Genomic DNA, 15,857 nt, shown 5'->3' with positions numbered 1-15,857 from the left:
CCGGTCAGAACGTCGCCCTTGCGGTCAGGATGAAGGCGCGGCCCTGCTCATAGAGCGGGACCACGTTGGCAAATTCCTGGCCATAGGTGGCGCGGTCGGAATAGGTCTCGTCGAAGATGTTCTTGATATCCGCCCTGAACGTCAGGTTCGGCCGGGTCGGGGGTTTGTACTCAAGGAAGGCGTTGAAGACCTGGTAGCTCTGATAGGGTTTGCTGCCTGGCGCTACGTGATCATAGTCGAGCGCAATTTCTGCGTCGGCGCCGAGCGTGATACCCCAATCCGTGAAGGTATGAACCGCCTGCACGGTGATGATCTGGCCCGCCGGTGCGGCGAGATAGGTGCCGATATCGGAATCGGCCGGCTTTCCATCGATTTCCACATCGATATCAGCGTATTTCACCTTGAAGAAGCCGTCGCCCCAGCTATAGCCCCCACCGATTTCAAAGCCAGTTGAGCGGACGTCATGTGTCTCGATCGCGCGCGCGATTGCAAAACGTGGGGCTCGGGCATCATCAAGCCTTGTCTGGAAGACGCTGCCTTCAACAGTGAAATCGTTATAGTTGGCTTCCAGCCCGATATTATAGTTATCCGCCGTGACGGGCTTCGGCCCGCTGCTATAGTCCCATCTGGGGTTCACAACGAAGTTTTCGGCGAGTGTGGGGCCCGCCCAGACATGCGAATAACCGGCCTTGGCGATGAGGACATCCGCGATCAGATCGTATTCGCCGGAAACATTGCCGCTGAGACCGGAATTATTCCAGTCTTCGCCGGTGGTTCCGGTGAACTTTTGACTATCGCCCCGTCCGCCGAAAGAAAGCCGCATGCGGTCCCAGGGCTCGATCCGGGCTTGCGCGTAGAGGCCGATATTGCGGGATTTTTCCGTTCCCGGATCGAACGCGTCCTCAAGGTCAGCCTTGTCGCTGTAGAAATCGACGCCGGCGACGATAGTGCCGATATCGAGGGAGAATTTGTTCTCGAACTTGCCGTTCAAACTTTCGGTCGTGCCGATCGCTGCATAGGGCGCAATGTCGAAGCGGGGGTCGAGGAAAACAGTCGTTTCCAGTTCGGTTCTGCTATAGGCGAGCACAAGCTTCGGATCCCACCAGCCTTCCGGGGTGCTGTCCGTATATGTCAACACGGTGTTTTGGCGATCCAGAATATAGTCGCGGATCGTCGGCTCCTTCCAGGGCCGTCCAGGATCGACAAACCCGGCATTGGCGCGATAGGGCCGGGGTGCTTCATCGTGGATGCGCTCATGGCTGATTTCGATCCGGTCGCCACTGTCGAACTCGTAACCGAGTTTTCCAAGTCCACTCAGGATGTCTGTGCTGGTTCCCTCGACATTCTCGCCGTTGCCCGCCGTGAAGCCGTGGCCCTTCCCGAAGTTGAAAGCGCCGAGGAATTCCAGGCCTTCGTGGAGGCCGTAGGCGGCTATTCCGGTCGTCACGGTATCGCTGTTGAAGTTGTAGCTTGAGGTGACAAAGCCACCAAAACCATCGCCATCGAGAAGATCGCGGGCATCCTTGGTTTCATAGGCAATGGCGCCACCAAGGGCGCCCGGACCGGCATCGGCAGGCGCCACGCCCGCATCGACGCTGACGGCCTTGAGCAGCATGGGATCGATCAGGTTGGTGCCGGCATGGTGGAAGACCTTGTTGTTCTGGCGGCTGCCATCGACGGTCACAGCCAGGTTGTTTTCCTCGATGCCGTGGACATAAACCTTCTGCGACATCGGCAGCGAACTGCCGACCGAAATACCCGGCTCGCCGGAAAAGACATCGGCAATGCTGGCCGGGTTCGTCCGCTCCAGATCCTTTGCAGAGATCTGGATTTCACCGGCGCCAAGAGTGCCGCTCTCGCCGAAGACGGAGATCGGTTCAAGCGCGGTCGCGCCAGCCGCCCTCGCCGCTGCCGTTCCATCGCCGGAGGACGCGGCCTGGCCGATCACGGCCGTGCCGCCGGTGATCTGGTAGGAAATGCCAGTGCCGGACAAAAGCTGTGCCAGCGCCTGCTGCGGCTCTAGCGTGCCGCTGACCGCGTTTGACCGAACGCCGCGCGACGTGGCGGCGGCAAGCGTCACCTGAAGGCCCGATTGCCGCCCGAAGGCATTTAATGCCCCGGGAAGCGGCTGGGAGGGGATGTTGAAACTTTGGGTGCCGTTCAGCCGGGACGTCTTGTCCTGCGCCGAGGCGGGAGAGAGCGATGCCGGGTCAAGCGGCGTCAGTGCGATGACCGCCGACGTGGCAAGCAGGCGCAGGCCGTGGGCGCGGCTATGCCTTGCTGTCAAAAATCTGTTGCCGTTGCGGCCTGTCTGCGAACGCATTTAACTCAGTCTCGGTTTCCCGCGCAACGTCCCAGGCATGCGCTTCAAACCAAAGACGACCGGCTTCCGATTTTTTTTCATCCAATCGGAATTTTTCTTGATTGTTTTTGTCAGCTTAAAATCGGCTGAGCACACGGCCGTAGGGTGTCACCTCGCGAACCCTGCCGCCAAACGGTTTGACGATCGCCTCAAGGGCTGCGTCCGGGTTCTTCAGATCGTAGAGACCGGTCACGCGGCGGGAGGCAAGCGCCGGGTCGGGTATGCTGATCCAGGCCGGATGGTAACGCTGCAACCGCTCGGTAGCAGCGCCGACGGTGATGTCATTGACAAACATCCGCCCGCTTCTCCAGGCGGCGATATCCTCCGGCGCAATCGCATCGCGCATCACCGCCCCGGTTTTATGATCGACTGCCGCCATCTGCCCGGGCGCAAGTTCGAAATTTTGCTTGTGGTCCGGACCGTCATAGGAAATGGCAACAGTCCCGCGCGCAAGTTCCACCGTCGTTGCGTTATCCGACAGCTGGACGTCGAACGCCGTGCCGAGAACCGCAACCGCGACGCCACCGGCATTGACCGTGAACGGACGCGAGGCGTCATGCGCGACGTCGAAGAACGCCTCGCCGGAAAGGAGCGTGACCCGGCGGGCGGACGGCGTGATCTCGGTGGCAAGCGCACTGTCTGCGCCCATCTCGATGACGGTTCCATCCTCCAGCGTGAGGGTTCGGGTTTCGGCCGTGCTGGTGACATGATCCGCCTGCCAGCGGATCAGAAGCGACGGTCCGGCAAGCAAGAGGAAAGTGCTGGCGGCAAGCGCCACGCCGATCCCGGCCGTCCACCGCTTCCAGCGGCGGCGTTGCGGTCGTGGGGTGGCCGCAGGGGACGGGGCAGGCCGCCAGAGATGCTCGTAGACCGGCGGCACTTCGCCCAGCAATTTCCAGGTTTTCAGCGCCTGTTCCCAGGCGCGCGCATGCACAAGCGAGCGGGATCGCCACGCCTGAAACTCTTCTTCCGTCTGCCGACAGTCCGGACGCGCCTTCAGGGTGAGAAACCAGTCCATGGCTTCTTCCAGGATCGCGGGCGGTATGGTGTTAATCTCAGTCAAAATCGTACCTGCAGCGATCGGCTGATGTCACGTCGGACATGTCTCGCCGAACCATCCTCTCCTGGATAAAGACGAACTGCGATAGAATTTTTTTCATACGGATGACAGTATTTCACGACGCATTTGCAACCAGCATCGTCGCCACCCGCACCATGGCTGTGCGGACATGACGATGGGCGGTCGCAACCGAGATCCCCAGATGGGCCGCAATCTCTTCCAGATTGTATCCGCCGAACCGGTGCATCTCAAGCGCTGTGCGCACATCGGCAGGAAGATCATCCAGAATCCGAGATATCTGCCGCACCTCATCCGTCACGACAACAAAATCTTCCGGCGTCGGCAATTCGTTCGGGATCGACCAGAAGGGTGGTTCGTTCTGCTTTTCCCGCATCTCGACTTTCTGGCGCTTCAGAAAATCGAAGGAAAGGTTGCGCACGATCTTATAGAGATAGGCAAGTGTCTGCGCCGATGTGCCGGTATTTGCATTGGCCGGTGAGAACCGCAGGAAGGCATCCTGCACGATGTCTTCAGCCACTTCCCGCGAGCCAAGAATCCGCGTGGCATAGGCAATCAACGCCTTGCGGTTGGCGATGTAGACTTCGTGCCGTGCATCGACATCGATCATAGGCCAAGACCATCTGCAGCAGAGGTCCCGCCCGCACGCCACCGGTTTTCTTCGCTGCCTTCTATGCGCATCATCCCGTTCATGTCCGCCAAGCCTAAATCATGCGAGCGGCTGCCTATAACACGAGGAATTAAACTTGTCTGCGATGCTCATATTTTATTTTTGACCTCTCGGCACGAAATCCCGTTGCAAAGTCCGAACACGGGCGAAGCGGATATCATCAATCGCCGAAGGCTTTTGATGCACACTGCAAGCCTCATTCAAAATCAAGTGGCAGACGATCGAAGCCAATAGCAGTCATCAACAAGGATGGAGAACCAAGCCTACCTCCGCCGCAAGACCATGCCGCCGTGATGCAGGGTATCTGCATCCACGAAGTCGCCATCGGCGGTGAAGCCGGTGTCGTCCCAGTATTCGATATGCTGGCCGGAGACTTCATAGCGGCCCTCATAGGCGCGTTCGCGTGTGCCGCGTGCCTCGACATAGCGTCCCGATGGCAGGAGTTCGTGGCGGACGTGACCATCGTCGGTCACCCAGAGGCCGGTATAGGGATGGTGCGGTTGCATGGTGGTGTCCTCAGCTTGAGCGGTTTGAGCAAAAAGAGTGGCGGTTATCAGGAAAGCAAACACATGCCGCATGGCTGGTCTCCCAGGATGATTGGCTGCCCCGTTGTGGGGTGGGTTTTGTGAGCGTGTGGCTGGCTCCGGCATAGGGCGGGGTGGCCGCGCTATGCCGGAGGGGTCGCGGGTGCCTATCGGGCGCGGGGCTCATTGTTATCGACCACGCGCTGGTAGGCGGCCAGATCCAGAAAGGCCTCGGCCTCGGTGACGGAACCGTCCTTCATCTTGAAGATCCAGACGAACTGGTTGCGGTAAGGCGCGCCCGAGGTTGTCGTTGCCGAGCCGTCAAAGCGGATGATGACCGTGTCTCCATCGGCAACGACAGCGTGGACCTCTGGCAAGATAGGGGTGCTGAGACGGCTGGTCAGGGGGCTGGAGCCGCGTTCGGTGAAATCCTTCAGACCCCGGTAGGTGCCCGCGACCGGGCCGGAGCCATGGATCGTCCAGACGACGTCGGGCGAGAGAAGCTCTGCAAAGATGTTGCCGCCTGTCCGCCAGGTTTCAAAAGCCGAACGAACGATCGCCTTGTTCTGCGTCTCAAGGCCGGTGCCCTGGATTTCCGGCCGGACAGCCGCCACGGTGCCTTCGGCATGTGCCGATCCGGTGATGGCCAGGAACACCAATGTGGCCATCACGTTGCGGCTTGCCGCGACCACGTTGCGGCTTGCAGCAAGCGGGAAATATATCCGGGACATGGGGGTCATTGTCTCAGTCCTTTGTTGGGATGTTGGAGAGGGAAAAGGCTGCCGGTGCATGAACCGGGTTGAAAAGGGTTGTTCAGCGCGGAGAGCGAGCCAATGGGGGGCGACGGATCACGACTGCGGTGATGCCGCGGTCCTTGCGTTCTTCCACAGATCGAGTGGACCAAGCCGGTCGGCACCTTGCGTGTCCACCATCCAGCCGGGATATTCGGGCGGCAGTTGGCTCACCGCATCGAGTTTAGCCAGGTCGTCGTCGCTGAGCTTCAGATCTGCTGCAGCCAGATTGTCCTCAAGCTGGTCGAGCCGTTTTGCTCCGACGATGACCGAGGTCACCGCCTGGCGTGACAGCAACCAGGCTAAAGCCACCCGTGCTATGCTGGTCTCATGGGCCTGCGCGACCGGCCGCAGCGCGTCGATGATATTCCAGGCGCGTTCCTTGTCCACGATCGGGAAATCGAAGCCCGAGCGCCGGGCACCCTGCGGCGTCTGGTTATTCCGGTCATACTTGCCCGACAGCAAGCCGCCGGCCAAAGGGCTCCAGACCAGCAGGCCGCCGCGCTGATGATCAAGAAGCGGGATCATCTCCCGTTCGACGTCGCGGCCGGCCAGCGAATAATAGGCCTGGACGGTTTCGAAACGCGCAAGGTGCAAACGCTCGGACGCGCCGAACGCCGTCGCAATTTTCCAGACCGGCCAGTTGGAGCATCCGGTATAACGCACCTTGCCGTGACGAACGAGGTCATCAAGTGCGCGCAGCGTTTCCTCGATCGGCGTGATGCTGTCGCTCTGATGGATTTGGTAGAGATCGATATAGTCGGTACCAAGCCTTTTCAGGCTCGCTTCGACAGCCTCCACGATGTGTTTGCGTGAGGCACCGATGGAGTTGCGGCCAGGTCCGGTTCGCATATATCCCTTGGTCGCGAGCACCACGTCGCCACGGGCAAGGTCAAGGTTGCGGAACGACTGCCCGAGGGTCTGCTCGCTCTGGCCGTCGGAGTAGATGTCGGCGGTATCGAAGAAATTGATGCCGGCGTTGATGGCAGCGTTCACCAGTTCGTCGGCGCCCGCCTGACCGACATTGCCAATATGGGCATAAATGCCGCCGCCATCGCTGAATGTCATCGTTCCCAGGCATAGGCGGGATACGAGCAGGCCCGTATTGCCGAGTTGCTTATACTCCATCTTTTCAATCCTTGTTCTGCCGGCGGATTGCCGCCGTGTTTCCTGAACAAGAACCTAGCCGATCTGCATCTGGTGCGGCAGCTAACCATTTCTGAATGGGTTGGTTAGATTAAGTCACCAATGCTGCCTGGTGATCTATCGCAGCGCCGTTTGACGCCAGCGTCTGACATGATCCAAGAACGCCCGCAGTTTGGGCGGAACGTTCCGTCGGCTGGGGTAGAAGAGATAGAAGCCGGCAAAGGGCTGGCAATAGTCCTGCAGCACAGCCACCAGTTCGCCGCTGACGATATAGGGTTGGAACAGCTCTTCCATTCCGCAGGTAATTCCACCGCCGCAGAGAGCAGTGTTGACCATGACCCGCATTTCGTTCGTCGTAACGGCAGGCTGAACGGCGACGGCGAAGTCGCGTCCCTGTTCGGTAAACTCCCATCGGTAGGGCGCGACGTCGCGGGACGGACGCCAGCCAATACAGCGATGTCCGACCAGGTCGCGCGGATGCGTGGGCGCTGGATTGAGTTTGAGGTAGCCCGGGCTGGCGACGGCGATCTGCCGCTGCTCGCCTGACACCGGCAATGCCACCATATCCTGTTCCAGCACCTCTCCCAATCGCACGCCCGCGTCGAAACCTTCAAAGACGATATCGATCGTTTCGTCGGTGATGGTCACATCCAGCGTGACATCCGGACAGGCGGACACAAACTCTGTAAACAGCGATCCATCCAGGAAGCGCTCGGCAATGGACGAGACCGCCAGCCGCAACGTTCCCGATGGCCGTGCCTCGCCCCCGGCATCCTCGATCGCCTGGCCGACATCGCTCATCGCCGGCGCAACACGATCGTAGAGTTTGCGGCCTGCCTCGGTCAGGATGAGGCTGCGGGTGGTTCTCTGGATCAGCGCAACGCCAAGCCGGTCTTCGATCCGGCGGATAGACTGGCTCACCGCCGACCGCGTGACGCCGAGCCGTTCGGACGCCAGGCGAAAGCTGCCGGCTTCAGCAACCGCAATGAAGATCGAAATACCGGTGAAATCCGTTGCCATAAGATGAGGGCCGCCATTGACTGCTGTGATTGCTGGACGAAACCAGGCAATGTGCCGACTCTGACCGGCACGTCAACATCCGGCGGCCCGGCACTGCTTGTTCCAGTCAATGGCTCGTGCAGGTTCCCGCCGTCAAAACAGGAATGGCTTGCCCTTCATGCTCGCCGGGATCGGGACGCCAAGCCTGGACAGGACGGTGGGTGCGAGATCGAGCTGGTCGAGCAGGGTTTCGGCAGGGGGGCCTTCGCCGCTTCCGAACCAGTAGAAGGCAAAGTCCTGCATCTCATCGTCATGGCCGCCGTGATGTCCGCGGTCGGTCTGGCCATGATCGGCCGTGACGATGACCTCGTAGCCATTCTTGCGCCAGCGCGGCAGGAAGGCTGCCAGTTGCGCGTCGATTGTGAAGCAGGCCGCGTCCATCTGCGTGCAATCATGGCCATAGCGGTGACCCATGCTGTCGAGGGTGCAGGTATGCAAGATACCGTAGTCGATGGCATGGCGCTCGGTCAGCATGGTGAGCGTTGCGAACAGATCGAGATCGCTGGGGGTCATCTGGTTTTGATGATTATAGCCCGCCATCGTGTGAAACCGGCCATGATGGATGGGTCCTTCCGCTTCATCATATTCGATGTCGCGCACCATGTCGAAGGGCGCACGTTGAAAGAAGGTCGACCAGAAGGAATGCGTCACGGCGCCGGTCTTGCCGCCGACTTTTGAAACTTCGGAGAAGATGTCGGGCTGCTCGACGCGAAACAGCGTCTCGTTGGACAGGACGCCGTGGACCTGGGGCGGCACGCCGGTATGGATCGAGGCATAGCAGGATGCCGAGGTGGATGGCAGCACGGAGCGCATCTTCCACACCTGCGCCTCGCCGGCCTGGACCCAACCCTCGAGATTGCCCATGAGCCGCCGCGCGGTGCGCCAGGGCTGGCCGTCGAGAATGATAAGCAGAAGTTTGTTGCGAAGAGGCATGGTGTTGTCCGGTTACCTGTGCTGGCCGGATACGCCGCACTTTCTCAAAGGCGGCGCGGCGGGTCGTGTTGCTGACAATGTTTCAGGCGTTGAGCCAGCAGCGCAGCGGCGCGTCTCCATTCATCAGTTCCCCGGCCGGATTGTCCACCCAGCCCGCGACGTTTTCGCTGATGCCGTCGATGAAGTCGTTGAACATCGGCACGATCAATCCGCCTTCGTCCCGCATCATGACCGCCATGTCCTGGTACATTCCCCGCCGCTTGGCCTCGTCCAGTTCTCCGCGCGCTGTGATCAACATCGTGTCGAAGCTCACATTCTTGAAACGGGTATCGTTCCAGTCGGCTGTCGAGAGGTAGCCTGTCGAATACATCTGATCCTGGGTCGGCCGCCCGCCCCAATAGGAGGTCGCAAAGGGCTGGGTATTCCAGACGTTCGACCAATATCCGTCACCCGGCTCGCGTTTGACCTCGATGTCGATGCCGCCTTTCTTGGCGCTTTCCTGGTAGAGGACGGCTGCATCCACGGCACCGGGGAAGGCAACCTCGGACGTGCGCAGCAGAATGCTGCCTGTGTGGCCGGATTTCTTGAAGTGGAAGGCGGCCTTGTCGGGGTCGTAGTTGCGCTGTTCGATGTCTTCGAAAAGCGGATAGGTCTTGTTGATCGGCGTATCGTTGCCGATCGAGCCATAGCCAAAGAGAATGCGCTTGAGCATCGTTTCGCGATCCATCGCGAATTTCAGGGCGAGACGCAGGTCCTTGTTGTCGAAAGGGGCGGTGTCGCAGAACATGTTGAAGGGATAGAAGCCGCGGCCTGCAACGTTCTTGATGGTGACCTTGCGCATGTTCTTGAGCAGGGGGACGGTCTTTGGCTCGATGCGGTTGATCATGTGAACCTGGCCGCTCTGAAGGGCCGCGATGCGTGCGGTAGCGTCGTTGATAACGACGATTTCCACCTGTTCTGCAAAGCCGACCTTGCCGGTTTCCCAGTAATTTTCGAAACGGGTCGCGTTGTAGCGCACTCCAGCTTCGCTGCTGGCAAGCTTGTAGGGCCCCGTGCCAATCGCCGCTTCCGGTGCGCCGGCTCCGCCATCTGGCTGAATGACCAGATGATAATCGGTCATCAGGAACGGCATGTCGGCATTGCTTTCCTTGAGCGTAAAGACAACCGTATCGCCATCCACCTTGATGGTGTCGATGTCCTTGAGGATGCCGAGCGCGCCGGATTTCGACTTTGCATCCGTATGCCGTTCGATCGTCGCGGCGACGTCTTGCGGGGTCAATGTCCTGCCGTCGTGGAACTGCACGCCCTTGCGAATCTTGAAGGTCCATGTCTTGGCGTCGGGGGCGGCAACCCATTCTTCGGCCAGCACTGGAATGGGCGAACCGTCCGGCGCCAGCCAGACCAGCGTTTCGCCCCAGAGATGGTTGACCATCGCGGAGACCTGGTTGGTGGCGAGACCCGGATCGAGACTGTCGGTCGATGCGCCGCCCTGCATGCCGACCTTGAACGTGCCTCCGCGTACAGGTCCTTCGGCGCGCACAGCCGTGGACAAGAGGGACCCGGCCATCGCAACACTCACGCCCAAGGCGGCACTGCGCCCGAGAAAATCCCGGCGCGACAGCCGGCTCTTTGCAACGAGGTTTGAAAGGTAGGTCAATTCATCCATCGATAGTCCCCCGTTGCGGACAAAATCTGCCGGGCCACGGCCCGTTCAGCGATGCCCTTTTGAAAATCGTGTGTGGATATTGACCGGAAAGAATGCTGGATACATATCCAGAAAACGGAAAAACGACCAGTCCACTTGTCATGGCCTTGAAACACCCGATGGAGATGACTTATCGCGCGCGTGATCGACGGGTCCAGTTTGGACGGGCTGATACTCGATGCAAAGAGTGCGCTGCCGCTCTACCTGCAACTTTATGATGGGCTGCGGCAGATGATCCTGTCCGGGGCCATTCCGGGCGGCACCCGCATACCCTCGTCCCGCGTTTTATCGGAGAGCCTGGGAATTTCCCGTTTCACTGCCGTGACGGCGCTCGATCAGCTGATCGCGGAAGGATATCTGAATTCCGCGCGGGGCAGCGGCACCTATGTCGAAACCGTCCCCAAGCGCAGCCCCATCACGTCCAGTGTGGCCATCCAGCGGGACGAGCCGGTCACTGACCAGTTCGACGCGTTGATTTCGCGCCGCGCAAAGACGCTGTCATGGCGCAGCTCGCTCACCCTCAATGACGGATCGCAATATCTTCACATGGCAACGCCCGATCACCGGCTGTTTCCCGTGCAAATATGGTCAAAACTGACGAAGGAGGTTTTTACCAAGTGCGATTTTCGTATCGTCAATTATCGGGAAATCCTCACGCCGTCGCTGCTGGAACAGCAGATCGCCCAACATATTGCCATCAGCCGCGGCATCCGGTGCGATCCCGAGGACGTGGTGACCACGCTCGGTGCCCATCACGCCGTCAATCTTCTTGCCGAGCTGCTCCTTGATCCGGGAGATACGATCGCCTTCGAGGAGCCGGGCATGGCGGCGATCCGATCGATTTTCCAGTCCTATGGCTGCCGGATCGAGCCGATGCATGTCGACGCCTCCGGTCCTAATCCGCAGACGATCGATCGCCGCGACGTCAAGCTGGCCTTTGTGACGGCCGCAAAGCAGCAGCCGATGACGATTGCCATGCCGATGAAACGGAAGCTGGAAATGCTGCATTGGGCTGCCGACCGTGGCACGTTGATCATCGAGGACGATCTGGGCAGCGAGTTCCGCTATCAAGGTGGGCCCATCCCACCGCTGAAGGCTCTGGATCAGGCCGGCCAGGTCATTTATGTCGGTGCCTTCAGCATGTCCTTGCTGCAATCCTTGCGGGTCGGCTACATGATCATGCCAAGGGCGCTTGCCGCCAAATGCCGCCGTTTGATCCAGGTCCGTTACCGGGCATTGCCGCAGTTTACCGAGCAGATCGTTGCCCGCCTCATCGAAGATGGGCACTATAGCCGTCATCTTCATCGCATGCGCCGGATTTACGCGAAACGTCAGACCCGGCTCTTGCAGATCATCCGTACCGCTTTCGCCGATATTTTCGAACCGCCCGATTTTACAGCTGGGTTCTATATTCTTTGCTACTACAGGGATCAGTCGATCGACGAGGACGCGGTGCTGATCCGATGCCGGGAGCATAATCTCGGCGTCGAACAGCTGTCTTACTACTATGCCAACCGGTCATCGCCCCGAAAGGCCCTTCTCATCGGTTTTGCCGCGTCAAACGAAGACGAGATTGAGCTCGGAACACAATTGCTGAGGCGCTGTATCGATCAGAGGTGATATCCGCTAAATCGTCACCTGCTCGCCGATCTCGACGACACGGTTTGCCGGAAGCTTGAAATAGGCTGACGGATCGATCCCGAGCCCGGCGAGCGAGATGTAGAGACTGTCCTGCCAGCGGGGCAGGCCGGAATTCGGGTCGCCAATCAGCGTGCGCCGGCCGAGATAGAACGAGGTCTGCATGATCTCGAACTTGAAGCCCGCCTTCTTCTTGCAAACGGCGAGCGCCTTGGAGACATTCGGCTCGTCCATGAACCCGAAACAGAGTTCCAGCCGTGCAAACCTGTCGTTGATGGGGGTTATGACCGCGCGTTCATCGTCTGAGACATAGGGCTTTTCGGAGGTCCGGACTGTCAGGATGACGTTCTTTTCATGCAGGACGTGGTTGTGCTTGATGTTGTGCAGAAGGACTGCCGGTGTCTTGTCGCCAACGCTGGTGAGGAAAACGGCGGTTCCTGGAACCGTAGCCGGAGCATGTTTCGACGTTGTTATCGACTGGATGAATTTTTCCAGCGGGATATCGTGATGGGCGGTCTTTTCGCGCAGCAGGCGCGAGCCCTTGGTCCAGGTCCACATGACAACCATGATCCCGAGCGCAAGCGCCACGGGAACCCAGCCGCCATCATGAATCTTCAGAAGGTTCGCGCCAAGGAAGATCGTTTCAAGCAGGAGAAGCGGCACGAGGATGGCTGCGGCGGAAAGCGCAGACCAGCCCCAGACGGAACGCAGGAACTGGAAGGACATCAGGGTCGTCACCACCATCGCGCCGGTGACGGAGATACCATAGGCAGTCGCCAGCGATTCGGAATCGCCGAAGGCGAAGATCAAAACGATAACGCCGACAAACAGCAGCATGTTCACGGCCGGAACGTAGATCTGGCCCGTATTCGTCTCGGAGGTAAAGGTGATCTGCAGGCGCGGCAGGAAGCCGAGGTGAACCGCCTGGCGAGCAAGGGAAAAGGCTCCGGTGATGACAGCCTGGCTGGCAATGATGGTGGCCATGGTCGCCAGGATGACAACGGGCAGCAGCGCCCATTCGGGATACATCAGATAGAACGGATTATCGGCGGCCGCCGGGTTGGCAAGGACGAATGCGCCCTGTCCAAGATAGTTGAGCGCGAGTGCTGGAAAGACCAGGATGAACCATGCAGTCTGGATCGGCTTGCGGCCGAAATGGCCGAGATCGGCATAGAGCGCCTCGGCGCCCGTCACAGTCAAAAACACGGCGCCGAGCACGATGAGGCCGACAAAACCTGCATGGGTGATGAACCAGACCGCATTGACCGGATTGAGCGCCTGCAGGATCGTCGCATCATCGCCGATATGAAGCAAGCCGCCCCAGGCCATGACGAGAAACCAGACCACCGTGATCGGGCCGAAAAAATTCGATACGGCTGCCGTTCCCTTCGACTGGACCAGGAACAGCCCGGCCATGATCGCTGCCGACATCGGCAGGACGTAGCCGGAGAGGGCTGGTGTCACCAGTTTCAGTCCCTCAAGCGCCGACATGACCGAAAGGGCGGGCGTGATCATGGCGTCACCGATGAAGAGTGCGGCGCCGATGATGCCGGCAAAGAACAGTACAGGCATGTAGCTGCCGGTCTTCTTCATCAACAAAGCCAATAGCGACAGCGTGCCGCCTTCGCCGTCATTGTCCGCTCGAAGCAGGAACAGGACATATTTGAAGGTGACGATGATCGTCAGTGTCCAGACCATCAGCGAGATCAGGCCGACGACTTCCTGTTCGCTCACGCCATCGTGGGAAAAAGGACGAAGCGCCTCGCGAAACGCGTAGAGAGGGCTCGTGCCAATATCGCCGTAGACGACGCCGATCGAGCCCAGAAGAAGGACGAGAAACTTGCGGGTATCGGGCTTCTGGGAAGGCTCGGCGGCGATGGGCGCTGTCATAAAGTGCTCCGGCGCCTCAGGGCGCTGTGAATTGCTCGCCCCTATATGGTGCAATGCAGCGCCGGCGGCAATTGCCTTGTCACGACAGAGTTCAGGTTGTCTTCACATCAGCGGCCGCTTGGAGAACCGGAGAGCCCAAAGCCGCCTGTGTCACAGCGTGCACAAAGGCAGCAGTGAGGAGCGAACTGCGCCGCTCCCCACTGCCTCCGCCTTGCATTTCGGGCCAACAAGGCGGCTTGAACCCTTTACGCTCAGCGCTTGTGGTGGACAGGCTGAAGCGCGTAGACCGGGACGGGCAGCCCTTCCATCCGTGCCTTCAGCTGCAGTGCCAGATATTGCGAATAGTGGCGCGACTGGTGCAGGTTTCCACCATGGAACCACAATGCCTCCTGCTGCGTCGGTTTCCACATGTTGCGCTGCTCGCCCTCCCAGGGTCCCGGATCTTTTGGCGTGTCCGAACCGAGGCCCCAGACCTTGCCCACTTTGTCTGCGGTCTCCTGATCGATCAGATCGGCCACCCAGCCATTCATCGACCCGTAGCCGGTGGCATAGACGATGACATCGGCAGGAATTTCCGTGCCATCCGAAAGCTTGATGGAATTCTCCGTGATCTCCTCCACCTGGCCGGCCGCAAGCTTGACCTTGCCGTCGATAATGAGCTGCGAGGCGCCGATGTCGATATAATAGCCGGAGCCGCGGCGCAGATATTTCATGAAGAGACCGGAGCCGTCCGTACCCCAGTCCAGCTGGAAGCCTGCCTTTTCCAGAGCTGCATAGAAGTCCGCATCGCGCTCGCGCATCTTGTCATAGAGCGGGATCTGGAATTCGTGCATGATCCGGTAGGGTAGCGAAGCAAAGATCAGATCGGCCTTGGCTGTCGTTACGCCGTTTGCCAGCGCCTGTTCGGAATAGAGCGAGCCCAGGCCGATATCCATCAGCGTGTCGGACTTGACGATATGGGTCGTCGAGCGCTGGATCATGGTGACATCGACGCCTGCCTCGTAGAGGGCGGCGCAGATGTCATGGGCCGAATTGTTTGAGCCGATGACAACGACTTTTTTGCCTGTGTAGCCATCTGGTCCCGGATGTTGTGAGGAATGATGCTGCTCGCCCAGAAAGCGGTCCCGGCCGTTAAAGTCGGGAATATTCGCCTTGCCGGACATGCCCGTTGCAAATACCAGCTGCTTGGGCCGGAGCACGACCTCCTCGCCATCGCGATCGACGACGATCGTCCATTCCTTCGCCGCTTCATCCCATTTTGCCGATTTGGCGGTGGAGCGGGTCCAGTAGTTCAGCTCCATGACCTTGGTGTAGAATTCCAGCCAGTCGCCGATCTTGTCTTTCGGCGCAAAGACCGGCCAGTTCTTCGGGAAATCGATATAGGGCAGGTGGTCGTACCAGACGGGGTCATGCAGGCAGAGTGACTTGTAGCGCTTGCGCCAGCTGTCTCCAGCACGATCGTTCTTTTCCAGAATGATCGTCGGCACGCCGAGCTGGCGCAGCCGCGCACCGAGCGCGATGCCGCCCTGGCCGCCGCCGATGATGACGGTATAGGGCTGCTTTTCGTAGCCGAGCGTGCTGGCTTCCTCTTCGCGCTCCTCCTTCCAGGTCTTGGCGCCGAGCTCCTTGCCATGCTTTGCCCCAAGCGGCCGGGTAAAGCCGGATTTTTCCTCATGGCCCTTCAGCTCGGACAGCGCCGTCAGCAGCGTCCAGATCTGGCCGTTCTTGAAGCGCACGAGGCCATAGCCGCGTCCGGTTGCCGTTTCAAACGTGATCCAGCTTTCGAGCACGCCGTCGGCTTCCGTGGCCTGCTCGCCAGCGGCGACGCGCCAGTTCGAAGGTTTGGCCGTTGCAAGCTGCGCCTGCAGCATGTCGCGCACCTGGTCGCGGCCTTCGACAGTTTTCAAATTCCAGGTGAAGGCGACGAGATCGCGCCAGTAGCAGTCTTCTGCAAACAGGCTGACGGCGTCGTCGATCCGCCCGGATTCCAACGCTGTCCCGAAGGTGTCGAGAAGCGCCTGAAGGCGGGTGGTGGGGGTCTTGTCGAGCATTCTTGTATCT

At 59.8% G+C, this 15,857-nt stretch carries 12 protein-coding genes; 1 reads left to right on the top strand and 11 read right to left on the bottom strand.

Annotation, left to right across the window (positions count from 1 at the left end; genetic code table 11):
• Positions 1–4 precede the first annotated feature (4 nt).
• The 9 genes from PYR65_RS23995 to PYR65_RS23955 form a co-directional block, all read right to left on the bottom strand.
• Positions 5–2,323, bottom strand: a complete 2,319-nt coding sequence (locus PYR65_RS23995; RefSeq protein WP_276121261.1) for a TonB-dependent receptor — start codon at positions 2,321–2,323, stop codon at positions 5–7.
• 115 nt (positions 2,324–2,438) lie between these two features.
• The gene (locus PYR65_RS23990; protein ID WP_276121260.1) at positions 2,439–3,425 is read right to left on the bottom strand and encodes a FecR family protein; all 987 of its coding nucleotides are present in this window, start codon (positions 3,423–3,425) and stop codon (positions 2,439–2,441) included.
• A 112-nt stretch (positions 3,426–3,537) separates the two neighbouring features.
• Complete coding sequence (locus tag PYR65_RS23985) at positions 3,538–4,050, bottom strand: sigma-70 family RNA polymerase sigma factor (RefSeq protein ID WP_060637387.1); 513 nt, start codon at positions 4,048–4,050, stop codon at positions 3,538–3,540.
• Between the two features lie 323 nt (positions 4,051–4,373).
• Positions 4,374–4,688 (bottom strand): Atu4866 domain-containing protein, encoded by a 315-nt coding sequence (locus PYR65_RS23980; protein ID WP_060637334.1) that lies wholly within the window; start codon positions 4,686–4,688, stop codon positions 4,374–4,376.
• A gap of 113 nt (positions 4,689–4,801) precedes the next feature.
• Positions 4,802–5,356, bottom strand: a complete 555-nt coding sequence (locus tag PYR65_RS23975) for a nuclear transport factor 2 family protein (protein ID WP_407951356.1) — start codon at positions 5,354–5,356, stop codon at positions 4,802–4,804.
• A gap of 126 nt (positions 5,357–5,482) precedes the next feature.
• On the bottom strand, positions 5,483–6,553 hold the full coding sequence (locus PYR65_RS23970) for an aldo/keto reductase (protein WP_276121258.1): 1,071 nt from the start codon (positions 6,551–6,553) through the stop codon (positions 5,483–5,485).
• 135 nt (positions 6,554–6,688) lie between these two features.
• Positions 6,689–7,591 (bottom strand): LysR family transcriptional regulator, encoded by a 903-nt coding sequence (locus PYR65_RS23965; protein WP_276121257.1) that lies wholly within the window; start codon positions 7,589–7,591, stop codon positions 6,689–6,691.
• Between the two features lie 132 nt (positions 7,592–7,723).
• Positions 7,724–8,563 (bottom strand): alkaline phosphatase family protein, encoded by an 840-nt coding sequence (locus PYR65_RS23960; RefSeq protein ID WP_276121256.1) that lies wholly within the window; start codon positions 8,561–8,563, stop codon positions 7,724–7,726.
• 82 nt (positions 8,564–8,645) lie between these two features.
• Positions 8,646–10,229: an ABC transporter substrate-binding protein gene (locus PYR65_RS23955; protein ID WP_276121255.1), complete on the bottom strand. Its 1,584-nt coding sequence runs from the start codon at positions 10,227–10,229 to the stop codon at positions 8,646–8,648.
• A 198-nt stretch (positions 10,230–10,427) separates the two neighbouring features.
• On the opposite strand from PYR65_RS23955, the gene pdxR reads away from it, so the two are divergent.
• A complete protein-coding gene (pdxR, locus tag PYR65_RS23950; protein ID WP_276121254.1) occupies positions 10,428–11,888 on the top strand; it encodes a MocR-like pyridoxine biosynthesis transcription factor PdxR in 1,461 nt (486 codons plus the stop codon).
• A gap of 6 nt (positions 11,889–11,894) precedes the next feature.
• On the opposite strand, the gene PYR65_RS23945 is transcribed toward pdxR, so the two are convergent.
• Complete coding sequence (locus PYR65_RS23945; RefSeq protein WP_276121253.1) at positions 11,895–13,796, bottom strand: potassium transporter Kup; 1,902 nt, start codon at positions 13,794–13,796, stop codon at positions 11,895–11,897.
• A gap of 251 nt (positions 13,797–14,047) precedes the next feature.
• The gene (locus PYR65_RS23940; protein ID WP_276121252.1) at positions 14,048–15,847 is read right to left on the bottom strand and encodes an NAD(P)/FAD-dependent oxidoreductase; all 1,800 of its coding nucleotides are present in this window, start codon (positions 15,845–15,847) and stop codon (positions 14,048–14,050) included.
• Positions 15,848–15,857: the final 10 nt, after the last annotated feature.

The organism is Pararhizobium qamdonense, from assembly GCF_029277445.1.
Lineage (GTDB): Bacteria > Pseudomonadota > Alphaproteobacteria > Rhizobiales > Rhizobiaceae > Pararhizobium > Pararhizobium qamdonense.
This window is presented reverse-complemented; position numbering and strand designations above follow the sequence as displayed.

Bases quoted from the DNA above. Each gene is read 5' to 3' on its own strand.
- PYR65_RS23995 (WP_276121261.1), bottom strand. From the start codon at position 2,323: ATGCGTTCGCAGACAGGCCGCAACGGCAACAGATTTTTGACAGCAAGG.
- PYR65_RS23985 (WP_060637387.1), bottom strand. From the start codon at position 4,050: ATGATCGATGTCGATGCACGGCACGAAGTCTACATCGCCAACCGCAAG.
- PYR65_RS23980 (WP_060637334.1), bottom strand. From the start codon at position 4,688: ATGCGGCATGTGTTTGCTTTCCTGATAACCGCCACTCTTTTTGCTCAA.
- PYR65_RS23970 (WP_276121258.1), bottom strand. From the start codon at position 6,553: ATGGAGTATAAGCAACTCGGCAATACGGGCCTGCTCGTATCCCGCCTA.
- PYR65_RS23965 (WP_276121257.1), bottom strand. From the start codon at position 7,591: ATGGCAACGGATTTCACCGGTATTTCGATCTTCATTGCGGTTGCTGAA.
- PYR65_RS23960 (WP_276121256.1), bottom strand. From the start codon at position 8,563: ATGCCTCTTCGCAACAAACTTCTGCTTATCATTCTCGACGGCCAGCCC.
- PYR65_RS23955 (WP_276121255.1), bottom strand. From the start codon at position 10,229: ATGGATGAATTGACCTACCTTTCAAACCTCGTTGCAAAGAGCCGGCTG.
- PYR65_RS23945 (WP_276121253.1), bottom strand. From the start codon at position 13,796: ATGACAGCGCCCATCGCCGCCGAGCCTTCCCAGAAGCCCGATACCCGC.
- PYR65_RS23940 (WP_276121252.1), bottom strand. From the start codon at position 15,847: ATGCTCGACAAGACCCCCACCACCCGCCTTCAGGCGCTTCTCGACACC.